Raw genomic sequence first — 13,730 nt, forward strand, 5'->3', positions numbered from 1 at the left:
GCGGTATGACTAAGCATGCAAGACTCATAAAGGAAGCCAATGATCAAACGTTGCGGTATTTTACCCGCCGCCACTTTCTCATGGATTGTGTGAAAGGATTGGGCGCCGCCGCATTCACCTCCTTCCTTGCCAGCTGCGGCAGCAGTGGCAAAACACTACTGGACGTAGCCGGCAATCCCATGGCGCCCCGGGTACCACAGTTCCCGGCCAGGGCCAAAAGCGTGATCTATCTGCACATGGCCGGTGCGCCCTCCCAGCTGGAACTATTTGATTACAAACCGGCACTGCAGAAATTACATAACCAGCTTTGTCCGCCTTCCCTGCTGGAAGGGAAAAAGTTCGCCTTCATCCGTGGTGTTCCAAAAATGCTGGGCCCGCAGGCGGTCTTCGCCCAACATGGTGAATCCAGGGCCTGGATTTCTGATCATCTGCCACACTTCGCCACCATGGCCGATGACGTGAGCTTCCTGAAAGCCGTGCAAACGGATCAGTTTAACCACGGCCCGGCACAATTGCTGATGCAAACCGGCAGCGCGCGACTGGGCAGGCCCAGCATCGGATCCTGGGTAACTTATGGTCTTGGTTCTGAAAACGACAACCTGCCCGGCTTTGTAGTTCTTACTTCCGGCGGTAAAACACCCGATGCAGGTAAAAGCGTGTGGGGCAGCGGCTTTCTGCCTTCGGTATACCAGGGCGTACAATGCCGTACCAAAGGAGAACCGGTGTTGTACCTGACCGATCCGGAAGGTATGAGCCGCGATCTGCGCCGGGAATCGATCAATGCTATCAACGAAATCAACAAACAGGAATACGCCACTTTCGGCGATCCGGAAACATTGTCGCGCATTTCCCAGTACGAGCTGGCGTATAAAATGCAGATCTCTGTACCGGAAGTGATGAACATCAATAAGGAACCGGATTATATCCATGAAATGTACGGCACGCAGCCAGGTAAAGAATCCTTTGCCAACAACTGTTTGCTGGCACGCAAACTGGTGGAAAAAGGCGTGCGTTTTGTACAACTGTACGACTGGGGCTGGGATAGTCATGGCACCGATGAAAATCTGGCTATCGACTACGGCTTCCGTAACAAGTGCCGGGAAATTGACCGCCCTATTACCGCGTTGCTACAGGATCTGAAACAACGTGGTTTGCTCGATGAAACCCTGGTGATCTGGGGTGGTGAATTTGGCCGCACACCGATGCAGGAAAACCGTGATGGTAAAGACATGCCTTTCCTTGGCCGTGATCACCACGTAGAAGCCTTTACCATGTGGATGGCGGGCGCCGGGATCAAAAAAGGATTTTCTTACGGAGAAACCGATGAAATTGGCTACGCTGCCGTGAAAGGAAAAGTAGCTATCAATGATATCCATGCCACCATTCTGCAGCAGCTGGGCTTTGATCACGAAAAGCTCACGTTCCAGTTCCAGGGCCGGCCGTTCCGGCTGACCGATACCGGCGGAAAAGTAATTACACCCATATTAAGCTAAAGCGTTCATGAATAACAACAGGAGAAATTTTATCAAACAATCCGCCATCCTTGGTTCTGCGTTATGTATCCCTTCCCTGCCGGCATTTTCAGCCGCCAGCGCTCCCGTAGTGAAAGATGGATATCGTCTTATTGTAATGGCCACCAACTGGGGCTATACCGGTTCTATCGGTGATTTCTGCCGCCAGGCAAAAAAGGCGGGCTACGACGGACTTGAAGTCTGGTGGTCGAACGATAATGCCGTTCAACAGGAATTATATACCGCATTGGAAGAAACCGGCCTGGCCGTGGGCTATTTATGTGCGGGTTACGACAGCGACTATACGAAACACGCACAGCAGTTTGAAAGTATGCTGAAAGCTGCTACCAGCAATAGTAAAGTTAAACCGCTCTATATCAACTGTCATTCCGGAAAAGATTATTTTTCCTTTGAACAGAACAGTGCCTTAATCGATATGACCGTCCGGATCTCCAAACAATCGGGGATACCGGTATACCATGAAACGCACCGTTCGCGTATGTTGTTTGCCGCACATATTGCCAAACAGTTTATCGACGCGAAGCCGGATCTGCGGCTTACGCTGGATATTTCTCACTGGTGTAATGTACATGAAAGCCTGCTGCATGATCAGGCAGCCACAGTAGCAAAAGCGCTGGAACGCGCCGGGCATATACATGCGCGCATCGGGCATCCCGAAGGCCCGCAGGTGAATGATCCCCGTGCGCCGGAATGGGCGAATGCTGTAAAAGCGCATTTCGACTGGTGGGATCAGATCGTACACCGGCACCAGGCGGCCGGTAAGCCGCTGACGTTCCTCACGGAATTTGGTCCGGCCGATTATCTTCCTACGTTGCCGTATACACGTCAACCGGTGGCCGACCAGTGGGATATCAATGTATTTATGATGAACCAGCTAAAACAACGCTACAGCAAACCATGAGATTATTGATCAGTACCGGCAGCTGGAGTATGTTTATCGGACGTTCGCATCCTTTACTGGTACACCTGCCCATCGGCATTTTAATTATTGCATTTATTTTAACGCTGCTGGCACGGAGGGAAAAGTGGCGGCATCTGCGGAGCGCACTGCCAACCGTATTGCTGGCAGCAGCGTTGTCCGCTATCTTCAGTTGTATTACCGGCTACCTGTTATCGCTCGATGGTGGCTATGAAGAGAAATTATTACAGACACATAAATATCTTGGTATAGGCGTTGCCGTTATAAGCATCCTGTTATACCTGCTGGAAAGAAACCACCAACGGTTTCCCCGCCTGCAACTACCCGCTGCATTGCTGATGGTATTGTTACTGAGCGCCGCAGGGCATTACGGGGGTAGTCTTACCCACGGCGATGATTACCTCACCCAGGCCATGCCCGCTCCGTTAAAAAAACTCAGTGGCATACAGGGGCCGGTTAACACCGTCGCCTATACGAACATTGGCGATGCGCGCCTGTACGAAGACCTGGTGCAACCGGTATTAGCGAACCGCTGTTATGGTTGTCATAATGAGCAGAAGCTGAAAGGCGGGCTGCGACTGGAATCTATTGCCCTCATCCGGAAAGGTGGAGAGCATGGACCGGTGCTGAAGGATAGTTTGCCGGAAGAAAGCGAATTATTCAAGCGGTTATTGTTACCGGAAGAAGACGAACACCGTATGCCTCCCAAAGGCAAGCCATCTGTGACACCGCAGGAACTGGAACTGTTGCACTGGTGGATTGCTACCGGCGCTCCTGCCGGTAAAACCGTGAAAGAACTGGATAAAACACCGCGTATTATGGCGGTGCTGGAAGGCATGCAACCTGCTACCCCACTGGATAAACAGGAATTTGTACCGGATGAAAGTGTAAGTGCCGGCAGTGCGGATAAAATTGCAGCGCTGGAAGCAAAAGGACTGAAAGTAATGCCGGTTGGAACGGGAAGCCATTACCTGATGATTGATGGGATTAATGCGGCGGGTTTTAGCGACCGGGATATTTCCCTGCTCACCGGGCTGAAAGAACAGTTGATCTGGGTAGACCTATCCGGTACCGCTATTACAGATAGTGCCTTTGCAGTATTGGGACAATTGAAGAAGCTGACCCGGCTTGACCTTCGCCGTACTGCCATTAAAGGCAATGGCATGGGTGCCCTGAATAACTGCCGGGAACTGCGCTATCTGAATCTCGCCGGAACGGCGGTAACACCCGAAGGTTTTTTAGCACTGCAGCAAAATAAAAAACTGCAACAGGTATATGTATACGAAGCGGGGATTGCTCCTGCTACGCTCAGGCAATTGCAGCAGGCGTTACCGAAACTGAAAATTGATACCGGTGGCTATCGCTTACAGCAGCTGGCATCTGATACAATGATCTATCATAAGGTGAGTAGTTGATACCAGCGTTTCTTTTATCAATGCTCCTACGGCAGATATCACCTGTTATTTCCTAAGATTTGTCATACATTTGCGCCGCCTGCAACAGCCGGGCGGCCATTTTTTTTACCAGTAGTCTGGGAGCTATTACCTTCATATGTTCCCCGAATCCCATGATTTCCCTTTCCAGTTCAAAGTTCAGCACAACGTGAATGCTGAGTGTTGTGGTACTTTCGTCTTCCGCCAACACCTGTTGCGAATGATGCAATGGTTTAGTGAGTACATAAGGGGCGTGTTTTTTATCGATCTGCAACACTACTTTATGTACGGGATCTTTCTCTGATTTAGTAACTCCGATCAGGTTGTCATAATATTCATCGAAGGGCATGCCATCCCAGGGGATGAATTTTTCTTTGGGAAGTTCCTGGATACTCACCATACGGTCGAGTGCGAGCGTGGTGAGTTGTGGAGCGTGTTTGCTGCGGGTGATCAGGAACCAGCGGTTCCGGTATTCTTTCAGGAGATAGGGATAGCAGATATACTCCTGTGATTTGCTGGCTTTAAAAGACTTATACTCTATGAGCAGTGCTTTTTTATGCAGGGTGGCCTGGTAGAGGGGATTAATATGTGCAAGCCCCAGCAGCAGGTGATTATTTTCCAGTTGTATGCAGTTGAGATGGACGTCGGTGGATTTATAAAGGTTGTTTTCCAGCCGGGCAATCATATCGCTCATATCATCGAAGTAGCTGAAGCCGTTGAACTGTTTCAGTACGGCCACAATTTCCTTCATCTTATCTACATCGGCATTATTGATAGGTGCATTGGTAATGCTGTAGGCCGGATCGCTATAGGAATAATACTTACGGTCTTTTACAATAATGGGGGCATTATAACCGAGTTTATCACTACGCATCAACTGGATATCGGCCTGTATGGTACGCTTACTCACACCACTGCTGATGCCTTCCAGGTCGTACAACACGTCGGCTACTTTCTGAATGAGGTCTTCCAGCGTCCATTTACGGTAACGGTTACCAAGACACTCATCGATGGCCTTATAACGGATCAGGGCCAGTTTATTGATGGACATACTACTAATTTGTACAAAGAAACGAAAATACTACGCATTATACATGCGTAGTATAATTTTTCTATCCTTCAATTAAAAATATGTACATTGATAATCAACAACTTAAAATATTTTTTTGAGAAATATTTTAGTACGCAGATGTATTGCGTACATACGTAGACATCTTTGTGTCATCGGAAGCGGTCAAATAAATGTTACTTCATTCGATCCAAAAGAACATTTGTAATTATCGCGGAAGATGGAAAAGCAGTAGCTCAATGGCAGAGCACCATATTAAAGTTTTAAGATTACCATCCGGTCAATTAAAACTTACTTCTTACAGGGATGTGGGGGTTGCCGGTTCGAATCCGGCCTGCTTTACAAAATCGAGGTCAAGTGTTGCTTACTTCTTTTCTGATAAAACAGCAACATCATTATCTGATTATTAATACTATTACGATGAACACATTATTGTTAAAAACGGGTTTAAGACAACAGGCGATTTTTATTCCGGAAACAGTGGTACAGGAAAACAGTACACAGCTGTCGCCCACTACAGGCTTGCTGGTAGCCAACCTGGCTAAACTGGGCTTTGGGGTAACGGAAGATTTACTGCATGCACTGAACCACACCACACCTGCGTATCAGGCCACTATCCTCGAAACATTCCGGGAAGTGATGGGGGTTAACAAGAACTGGACACCGCTGATAAAAAACTGGGAAGTACCTACCCATGAATCGCTGACAGATCACCTGATTACCTGGTTTACCAATATATTTAAAGGTGCGGGTACTACCCTGCAATGCGGACATATTATACCAGCCAATACCTTTCCCCTGGAAAGATACAATGGTTGCCCTTTCTGCGGTACTCCGTTTGAAACCGGGGAAATAGAACATTACGGACAGGGTAGCAAACTACGCATCCTGAAACGCTGGAATACGCAGCTGGCTGCAGATTACCTGAAAGACCTGCTGTCGTCCAAAACAGCACTGGACGCCACACAGGTGGAAAGTATGAAAACGTTGTTGTCTTTATTCCCTTTACCGGCAGTAAAGATCGGGATGAAAGAAACATTGGTTGCGGCAGTAGATGTGCTGATTGAAAAAGATCAGGCAGAGGAAGCCGGAAAACTGTTTACTACGCCTACGGATATACTCCGTTATCTCTGGTATAAACAAACCGGGTTCCTGCAACTGATCAAACCTGGCACTATTGTTAAACGTAATAAAAAGAATCAGCGGCAGCTCCGTCCGGATATCTATCCGGCGGTGCAGCGGCCTGCCGCTGCCGCGACGCTGAAACTGAAATATAACCGCCGCCAGGGTTTGATGGTAGCCTGCTGGCTGAACCATCTCCACCTGGAAGCCGGAGCCATGTGTGAAATCATGCATCCGCAGCGGGGAATGTGGGTGCGCTTTATCCGCGCCCTGCGACTGGCCGAATTCAGCCAGCGCCCTGGCTTGGAAAAATTACGGGAGATGATGGACCGCTTCTACCGCCAGGATTACACCGTATGGCAGGGACATGTAAACAAGTTCCGCTTGCGTTACGATGAAGCCAATACGATGCAGTTGTTGAAACAGCGGCCAGGCTTATTTGCCCGCTCCCTGTTTGCCAATATGCTTTGGTTCTCACCAGACGGGGTAACTGCCGCCTTCGCGGAAATCACAGACAAAGTGCCCATGCGTTTGCTGCTGACCTTACAGATGTATTCACTGTACTACTTTGATAAAAACACCACCCGTTCGGTAAAACCGCTGGGAGGTGTCAACAAAAGTATTCCGGCCAATCAGCAACTGCGTATCTACGAAGACGAACAACTGCAGGAAATGCAACAGGCGGTAACCAACCTGTGTATCGGCGCCATAAAGCAGCGATTCGCCAAAGTGGTTACCAATGCCGGCAGCATCTTCATCGCACCGGAACTGTACCGTATACCACTGGCTATCGGCGACCGCAGCGAACAGGTGCAGGATCTGCCAGGCGCCTTAATGGGAACACGTTTTAAGGTAGAAAGCGATAAAATTATCCTGTTTATGCAGTGGGGAAAAGGAATGCCTGCCCAACACCTGGATATGGACCTGAGCTGCCGTATCGCTTACGATCATCATGTAGATACCTGCTCCTTTGCCTACCTGAAAACAACCGGATGTACACATAGCGGAGATATCCGCTCCATCCCCGACCAGGTGGGAACCGCAGAATATATCGCCATAGATATTCCTGAACTGGAAAAGGCCGGCGCCCGGTATGTCACTTTCACCTGCAACGCTTACTGCAAGGGAGCCTTGTCACTGAACATGGTGCTGGGATGGATGAACAGCCAGCACCCGATGAAGATCTCTGAAAAAAAAGGTGTGGCCTACGATCCATCCTGTGTAGAACATATGGTACGCATTACCGGCGGCCTTACAAAGGGATTAGTCTTCGGCGTACTGGATGTAGCTGCCCGTGAAATCATCTGGCTGGAAATGGCCTTCGACGGACAAGTCGCGCAGGACCTGAGTTTTGCCACTGTACAGGCCATCCTGAAAAAACTGGATAGTAAACTGAGTATAGGTCAGTTCCTCGAAGCAAAAGCAGCTGCACAGCAGCTCGTACACACCGACGCCGATAAGGCAGACGAAGTGTATACCCTGCAGTGGGCTACCAATACCGCCGCCGTGACGCAATTGTTTATCGATTGATTTGTAAACCCCGGGCGCGGCAGGAGAATATGCCGTCGCCCTATTTCATCGATCTATTTGTGACCCCTGGCGTGGTAAAAGAATATACTGTCGCCCCCTTTCATCGATTCATTTGTGTCCCCCCAATAAAACAGCAGCAGCACGATAACCCCGTGCTGCTTGTTGTTTCCGGTAAGAAACCGACCTTTTTTCATCTCCCCTCATCAATTTTATAAAAATCGTGTTATATTCATTGCATTGTCATACATGAATAGAAACGCTTTACTACTACTGCTACTCAGTGCTCCTGCTGTAGGGTATGCCCAGCAGCAAAACCGGGCAGACACCACTGCTACTTTCGCTGCGCCCAAAGGTTTTTTTGATAATATCATGTATTATCTCAAACACACCAACGTAGAAAAGAAAAAGAAAAAAGTGGATCTCAGCTTCATCGGAGGGCCGGTGTATACACCGGAAACCAGCTTTGGGCTGGCCGTTATGATGGCAGCACAATACAAAACAGATAAGAAAGACTCCCTGCTACCGGTTTCCAATGCCGCGATTTATGCCTCCGGCGCCCTCACAGGGTTTTATGGTATCGGTATCAGCAATACCACCATTTTTCCGCACGACCGCTTCAGACTGGCCCTCAAAGCTTCATTCAGCTCACGGCCCAATAAATACTGGGGAATCGGTTATGATGCGGGCAACGAGAAAGACAATTACACGGAATATGTGCAGCTCACAGAAAAACTGCTGGCAGATTTCAGCGTTAACCTGAACGGGAAACTGTTTGTTGGTCTTTGTACCCAGATCCAGAATGTACAGTCAAAGAAAATTGATACTGCTGGTGGCAAGCCCCTCATGATACCAGAAAAAGTGTTGGGCATAGGGGCAGGTCCCTTTATCGTATATGATACCCGCGACTTCATTCCCAACGCTTACAAAGGCATGTTCGTTCGCCTAGGATATCGTTTCTTTCCGTCCTTTTTTGGTAACAAGGCCGTGTTTTCACAGTTTGATCTGCAGTTCGACTGGTACAAGCAGCTATGGAAAGGCGCCGTACTGGCCACCGATCTCTATGGAGAAGAACGGAGCGGCGACGTGCCCTGGAGCCTGCTGGCAGAAGCCGGTGGTTCCAGTCGCCTGAGAGGCTACTACGAAGGCCGGTTCCGCGACAAAAACTACCTGGCCGCGCAGATAGAATTACGACAGAAAGTCTACAACCGCAGTGGTGTAGTGGCATGGATAGGCGGGGGCAATGTGTTTCCCCGCATCAATGAATTTGAATTCCATCAGTCGCTGATCAGTTATGGCATCGGCTATCGCTGGGAGTTCAAAAAGCGCGTGAATATCCGGTTGGACTACGGACGTGGCAAAGATCAATCGGGCTTCTATTTCGGAATCAATGAAGTATTCTAGGCTTCGCAGATACAGTAGCTTTCCGGCAGATACGTTCCGCAGCAATGCGCCGGCTGGCGCCATTCATTCACCGATCGCAAGACTCACAGTATTAATCCCGTGTTACCCCAGTAGATAATTATCTCCCGTATATAACAAAACTTTATAATTCACCTTTTCACTGCCAGCAACCATCACAGGTAACTTAGCACAAACCTGTTGTGCATGAAGGCCACTTATACTTCCATTATCTTCTTGCTGATACCCGGCGCTGTTTTTGCCCAGAAAACCGTTTCCGGGCGCATCACCGATGCAACTTCCTTTCTTCCACTGGAAGGGGTGAGCGGCATCAACATCAGCACCCGTAAAACAGTGATCACCGATAGTAATGGCGCCTTTATCATTGGCAGTCACGCGGGCGATACCCTGCGCTTTTCCAGGATAGGGTATCTGCCGCAACAGGTCATCATCAGCAGGGAACTGTTTAACCTCCCCACCCTTTCCATAAAAATGACCCAGGGCGTCATCACCCTGCAACAACAACTTGTAAGAGGGCACAATCATTCTGCCGATTCCATGCGGCTCCGCGATGAATACGGTAAATATTTCAAGAAACCACAGCAATGGGATTTCAACCTGCTGCTGCCGAAGGAAAATAAAGCAGAATTACGGGATCAGTTTCATACCGTACGGCAAAGCGTCAATATTAACCAGCTGTATAAAAATCTCTCTTTCCGGCGGAATAAGCGGCTGAACAACTTCCGGAAGACTTTATTGGCCAAAGAAGAAGCAGCGTACTGTGATCATGCCTATGATCCGGATATCGTGCAACAGGTAACGGGGCTGCATGGCGACAGCCTGGATTACTTTATGGCGCATTACCAGCCATCCACTGCTATATTGCAAACCAGTACCCGCTATGAACTGATGATCTGTATTAACCGGCTTTACCTACAGTACAAGGATAGTATTGCCATGTTGGGGAAGAACTAGTACCGGGTGCATAATGATATCAGGGAGATGTATCATCGTTGACGGTGGACCTGACCACTAAAGAGAGTACATTACTTCTCCCCTCCCTTACTCCCCTCCATCTGCTTTATAATGTTATTTACCTCCGTTTCCGTGGCACGCAGTTTCTGCTGGCAGAATTCGATCAGAATAGCTGCCCGTTTTACCTTTTCAGCCAGCAGATCTACAGAAACAGCTTCATTTTCTATTTCTTCGGCAATCAGTTGTAACTCATTATAGGCACTTTCATATGTCAGTTCCTGGCTCATGTGTAATGTTTTTTTCAGTAATGGTAGCCTCCAGTGAAGCATCCTGCAATACCACCCGGATATGACTACCGGGCTGAAGGGAAGATGCGTCGGGAAGAATGTGCCCGTCCTGGTAAACGATGGCGAAGCCACGCTTCAGGATACTGGCAGGACTCATCAGTTTGAACAGGGCGTCGTAATGGGCGACCTGTCCTCTTTTGCTTTGAATGAACAAACGGCTGAAGGACCGGAAACGGCCGATAGTATTGTCCAGGTCATTGAGCCTGTTGGAGACGGTGATCCTGGGTTTTGACAATACGGCGTTTGATACGGAGATCAGTTCGCGGTGCCGGTTCAGCAGGCTGTTCCTGGAAGTATGTAATACGATGTTCTGGCTTATGTTCAGCGCTTCCTTATGATTGGCCAGCAAGGTCCGCGACTGGTTGATAATGGTGCTGTTTAACCAGGACAATGCCTGGAAATGCGCGGAAAACAATTGCTGGGAGCGGATCAGGATGTTCTGTTGCATACTGATCACGGCTTCTTCAAAGGAGCGGTTGTGGGCGATGATCAACTCGGCTGCCTTGGTAGGCGTTTTGGTGGCGGTATGCGCCATCATGTCTGTGATGGTTTCATTCTTCTGGTGACCAATTCCTGTAATGATGGGAATCGGGAACTTTGCTACCGCCCGGCCAAGGATAAAAGTGTCGAAGATCAGGAAGTCGGTTTGCGCGCCGCCCCCCCGGATGATCACGACGGCATCATAAGGGACCTGGCTGTTGTAGATATCGATCAGGCGTTGCTGTACCAACTCGGCTTTTGTTTCCCCCTGCACTACAGTGAAATAGTTATCGATCCGGAACGTATAGCCAAAATGGTTATGTTCCAGCGTATGCCGGAAATCCTGGTAACCGGCGGAGTTGCCGGAGGTAATTACGGCTAATCGCTGGATGACGGCATGTAAGGGCAGCTGGTTATTGCGGGTAATATAGCGGTCGCCGGACTTATAGATAAAATCTGCGCATTCCGTAGTGAGTCGCAGCAGGGTTTGTTGCTTTTGCTGTTCGAGCAGTCCTACGGTGAAGCTGGTATCGATATCAAGGAGAGTGATCTGCAAGCCATGCACCTGGTGGAAGCCAACGGATACCCTGACCAATACATGAATATCATTTTTAAAGGGCTGACCGGTTACGGTTTCAAATTCCCGGATCCGGATAGCGCCATTTCCCCAGGCAACGGCGGCTACTTTTGCGACAATGCCACCGGCATTTTCGTCTTTTTCCACCAGGTCGAAATAATGATATCCTTTTTGCTGATAGTACGAATGATTGGTAATATCTGCCACCACCCAATAAGTTTGCTCAGCAAACACCTGCTGGAGGGTCTGCTGAATTTTCCCGGTGAGGACGGACAATTTTATAGCTGGAAAATCACTCATGATACCGGGTAAAGATAAGTAAAACGATTATTATCGGCATGTCATGGAATCCCACAGGAAATGTATATATTGCTTCAAGTTAAGTAAATGACTATACAACGAAGGTCAGCCAAAACCGTAACAAACACTTAATAACAGACTTATCCTGATTTATATATTTTTGCGCCATGGGAGAAAATGAGCAGATAAAAGCGCTTTTTGAGAGGGTCTGCTATGACAACAGTGTTCAGGCGTATAATGAACTATACATAGCGTTATGTACCCGGCTGATACATTTTTCTGCATCCATTGTATCCTCTTACCACCTGGCAGAAGAGATTGTGTCTGATGTGTTTCTTTCCCTATGGCAAAAAAAGAATGAGCTTTCACATGTGCAAAACCCGGTGGTGTATCTGTATGTCAGCACCAAAAACCGCTCACTGAATACTTTACAGGAACAGAAGAGACATCAGCATGATTCGCTGGATGAGTTGAATACCGATATGCTGGCCATCGCACCGGAGGCGGAAAACGGAATGGTATCTGCAGAAGTATCCCAGAAGATAGAAAGAGCCATCCGGAGCCTGCCCGCCCGCTGCCAGCTTATATTCCGCCTGATCAAACAAGACCGGCTCAGCTACCGGGAGGTAGCGGAACTGCTCAATATTTCCACCAAAACAGTAGATGCACAACTGACTATTGCCGTCAAAAAAATATCCCTGGCCATCCGTTTTGACCTGTCGGATGAAACCGCCCAGACCTATCTCCGGCTCGACTCCTAATTTTTTTTTATTTCCTTTAGGGAATTTCCACCTGCTTATTTGTCCTTCTATTAGACGCAGGGACAAAATCGCCTATTCACTTTAAAAAAGCACCTTTTTTTGTCCTTCACTGACACTATGGATCAGGAAAAACTTTACGCATTACTGGCCCGCGAAATGGCCGGCATATTAACGACAGAAGAAGCGGAAGACCTGCGACAATTGTTGCAGCAGTATCCGGATGCCAGCTATATACGGGAGGTATTCAGTCAGAACTGGACACCTGCCGGCAAGCAATATTCACCACAGCAGGTACAACAACTAATGGAAAAGCATCAGCAACGCTTACAGCAAATAAGCGAGGCGGAGCCATACACCGAAGCACCGGAACCCCGCCGCCATTGGGGATGGTATAGTGGTATTGCTGCAGGACTGCTAATTCTCCTGGCCCTGGGTGGCTACTGGCGCTATGGCCAGCAGAAAAAAACACCGGTGGTATTGTCACAACTGGTCACCGACAAACGGATGCGCTCCCAGATACTGCTACCCGATGGCTCCCGCGTATGGCTGAATGCGGGCAGTAAACTGGACTATCCGCCGCAATTTGCCGCACATCAGCCCAGGGAAGTAACGCTGGAAGGAGAAGCTTTTTTTGTGGTACAACCAGATGCAGAAAGACCTTTCCGGGTTCACACCAAAACCTTTCAGATCCGGGTACTGGGCACCTCTTTCAATGTAAGGGCCTATCCGCTGGAAGACAGCGCAGTAGCGTCACTGGTGCAGGGCTCCGTGGAAGTGGTATTGAACGACGCATCCAAACAGGTAGTGTCCCTGAAACCAAATGAAAAATTAACCGTACCGGTACATCCCGCTACCGAACAAACGGAGAACATAGTAGCTGTGCATACACCACTGGTTATTTATAAAAGTAAGCTGACCACCCTTCAGGATAGTATCATCACTGAAACCGCGTGGGTACAGAATAAGCTGGCATTTAAACACCTTCAGCTGGATAAAGTAGTGACTATGCTGGAACAATGGTATGGAGTAGAAATTAACTTTAGCAACAACCGTAAAAAGCAACTGTATTTCACGGGCGTTTTTGAGTCTGAAAGTCTGGAGGAAGTACTGAATGCGCTGGAAACAACTTTATCATTTTCCTGGCATAAAGATGCCGACGGGAAAATATGGATTAACTAATATTCTTTCACTCGTAAAACACCAAACTGATCGTCTGAACAATTAGAAATTATTGCGCATTTAAAACTGTAACTGAAAAAAAACGGGAAATGTTCGCACCATTCCCCG

The 13,730-nt window shown here is 48.5% G+C and carries 11 protein-coding genes and 1 tRNA gene; 9 read left to right on the forward strand and 3 right to left on the reverse strand.

The annotated features are described in order from the left end of the window. The first annotated feature begins 5 nt into the window (after positions 1–5). Genes BMW79_RS24450 through BMW79_RS24460 form a run of 3 tightly spaced genes read left to right on the forward strand, consistent with a single transcriptional unit; the run spans position 6 to position 3,866 of the window. Complete coding sequence (locus BMW79_RS24450) at positions 6–1,493, forward strand: DUF1501 domain-containing protein (protein WP_089899149.1); 1,488 nt, start codon at positions 6–8, stop codon at positions 1,491–1,493. Between the two features lie 7 nt (positions 1,494–1,500). Further along, entirely contained in the window at positions 1,501–2,433 is a 933-nt protein-coding gene (locus BMW79_RS24455; protein ID WP_089899151.1) for a sugar phosphate isomerase/epimerase family protein, read from the forward strand. Continuing rightward, entirely contained in the window at positions 2,430–3,866 is a 1,437-nt protein-coding gene (locus BMW79_RS24460; protein ID WP_089899153.1) for a c-type cytochrome domain-containing protein, read from the forward strand. The genes BMW79_RS24455 and BMW79_RS24460 overlap by 4 nt, the downstream gene beginning before the upstream one ends. 52 nt (positions 3,867–3,918) lie before the next feature. On the opposite strand, the gene BMW79_RS24465 is transcribed toward BMW79_RS24460, so the two are convergent. Next, entirely contained in the window at positions 3,919–4,935 is a 1,017-nt protein-coding gene (locus tag BMW79_RS24465) for a helix-turn-helix transcriptional regulator (protein ID WP_089899156.1), read from the reverse strand. Between the two features lie 243 nt (positions 4,936–5,178). Between BMW79_RS24465 and BMW79_RS33990 the strand changes: the two genes are divergently transcribed. The 4 genes from BMW79_RS33990 (at position 5,179) to BMW79_RS24480 (ending at position 9,978) form a co-directional block, all read left to right on the forward strand. After that, positions 5,179–5,295 (forward strand) — tRNA-OTHER (locus tag BMW79_RS33990). Between the two features lie 78 nt (positions 5,296–5,373). After that, positions 5,374–7,605, forward strand: coding sequence for a hypothetical protein (locus BMW79_RS24470; protein WP_089904199.1), 2,232 nt, complete (start codon positions 5,374–5,376; stop codon positions 7,603–7,605). Between the two features lie 246 nt (positions 7,606–7,851). Then, positions 7,852–9,006, forward strand: a complete 1,155-nt coding sequence (locus BMW79_RS24475) for a BamA/TamA family outer membrane protein (RefSeq protein ID WP_089899160.1) — start codon at positions 7,852–7,854, stop codon at positions 9,004–9,006. Between the two features lie 204 nt (positions 9,007–9,210). After that, positions 9,211–9,978 (forward strand): peptidase associated/transthyretin-like domain-containing protein, encoded by a 768-nt coding sequence (locus BMW79_RS24480; RefSeq protein WP_089899163.1) that lies wholly within the window; start codon positions 9,211–9,213, stop codon positions 9,976–9,978. Between the two features lie 71 nt (positions 9,979–10,049). Here the strand turns inward: BMW79_RS24480 and xseB are convergent, their stop codons facing one another. Next, positions 10,050–10,265: an exodeoxyribonuclease VII small subunit gene (gene xseB, locus BMW79_RS24485; protein ID WP_089899167.1), complete on the reverse strand. Its 216-nt coding sequence runs from the start codon at positions 10,263–10,265 to the stop codon at positions 10,050–10,052. Continuing rightward, entirely contained in the window at positions 10,243–11,682 is a 1,440-nt protein-coding gene (gene xseA / locus BMW79_RS24490) for an exodeoxyribonuclease VII large subunit (RefSeq protein ID WP_089899169.1), read from the reverse strand. The genes xseB and xseA overlap by 23 nt, the downstream gene beginning before the upstream one ends. A gap of 167 nt (positions 11,683–11,849) precedes the next feature. Between xseA and BMW79_RS24495 the strand changes: the two genes are divergently transcribed. Together BMW79_RS24495 and BMW79_RS24500 are read left to right on the forward strand one after the other, a co-directional pair. Next, on the forward strand, positions 11,850–12,443 hold the full coding sequence (locus BMW79_RS24495; RefSeq protein WP_089899172.1) for an RNA polymerase sigma-70 factor: 594 nt from the start codon (positions 11,850–11,852) through the stop codon (positions 12,441–12,443). A gap of 117 nt (positions 12,444–12,560) precedes the next feature. Then, entirely contained in the window at positions 12,561–13,622 is a 1,062-nt protein-coding gene (locus BMW79_RS24500) for a FecR family protein (RefSeq protein WP_089899175.1), read from the forward strand. The last annotated feature ends 108 nt before the right edge of the window (positions 13,623–13,730 follow it).

It is taken from the genome of Chitinophaga arvensicola, assembly GCF_900110835.1.
GTDB lineage: Bacteria > Bacteroidota > Bacteroidia > Chitinophagales > Chitinophagaceae > Chitinophaga > Chitinophaga arvensicola.

Excerpts from the sequence above, each read along its gene's own strand:
- BMW79_RS24450 (WP_089899149.1), top strand. The coding sequence starts at position 6 with ATGACTAAGCATGCAAGACTCATAAAGGAAGCCAATGATCAAACGTTG.
- BMW79_RS24455 (WP_089899151.1), top strand. The coding sequence starts at position 1,501 with ATGAATAACAACAGGAGAAATTTTATCAAACAATCCGCCATCCTTGGT.
- BMW79_RS24460 (WP_089899153.1), top strand. The coding sequence starts at position 2,430 with ATGAGATTATTGATCAGTACCGGCAGCTGGAGTATGTTTATCGGACGT.
- BMW79_RS24465 (WP_089899156.1), bottom strand. The coding sequence starts at position 4,935 with ATGTCCATCAATAAACTGGCCCTGATCCGTTATAAGGCCATCGATGAG.
- BMW79_RS24470 (WP_089904199.1), top strand. The coding sequence starts at position 5,374 with ATGAACACATTATTGTTAAAAACGGGTTTAAGACAACAGGCGATTTTT.
- BMW79_RS24475 (WP_089899160.1), top strand. The coding sequence starts at position 7,852 with ATGAATAGAAACGCTTTACTACTACTGCTACTCAGTGCTCCTGCTGTA.
- BMW79_RS24480 (WP_089899163.1), top strand. The coding sequence starts at position 9,211 with ATGAAGGCCACTTATACTTCCATTATCTTCTTGCTGATACCCGGCGCT.
- xseB (WP_089899167.1), bottom strand. The coding sequence starts at position 10,265 with ATGAGCCAGGAACTGACATATGAAAGTGCCTATAATGAGTTACAACTG.
- xseA (WP_089899169.1), bottom strand. The coding sequence starts at position 11,682 with ATGAGTGATTTTCCAGCTATAAAATTGTCCGTCCTCACCGGGAAAATT.
- BMW79_RS24495 (WP_089899172.1), top strand. The coding sequence starts at position 11,850 with ATGGGAGAAAATGAGCAGATAAAAGCGCTTTTTGAGAGGGTCTGCTAT.
- BMW79_RS24500 (WP_089899175.1), top strand. The coding sequence starts at position 12,561 with ATGGATCAGGAAAAACTTTACGCATTACTGGCCCGCGAAATGGCCGGC.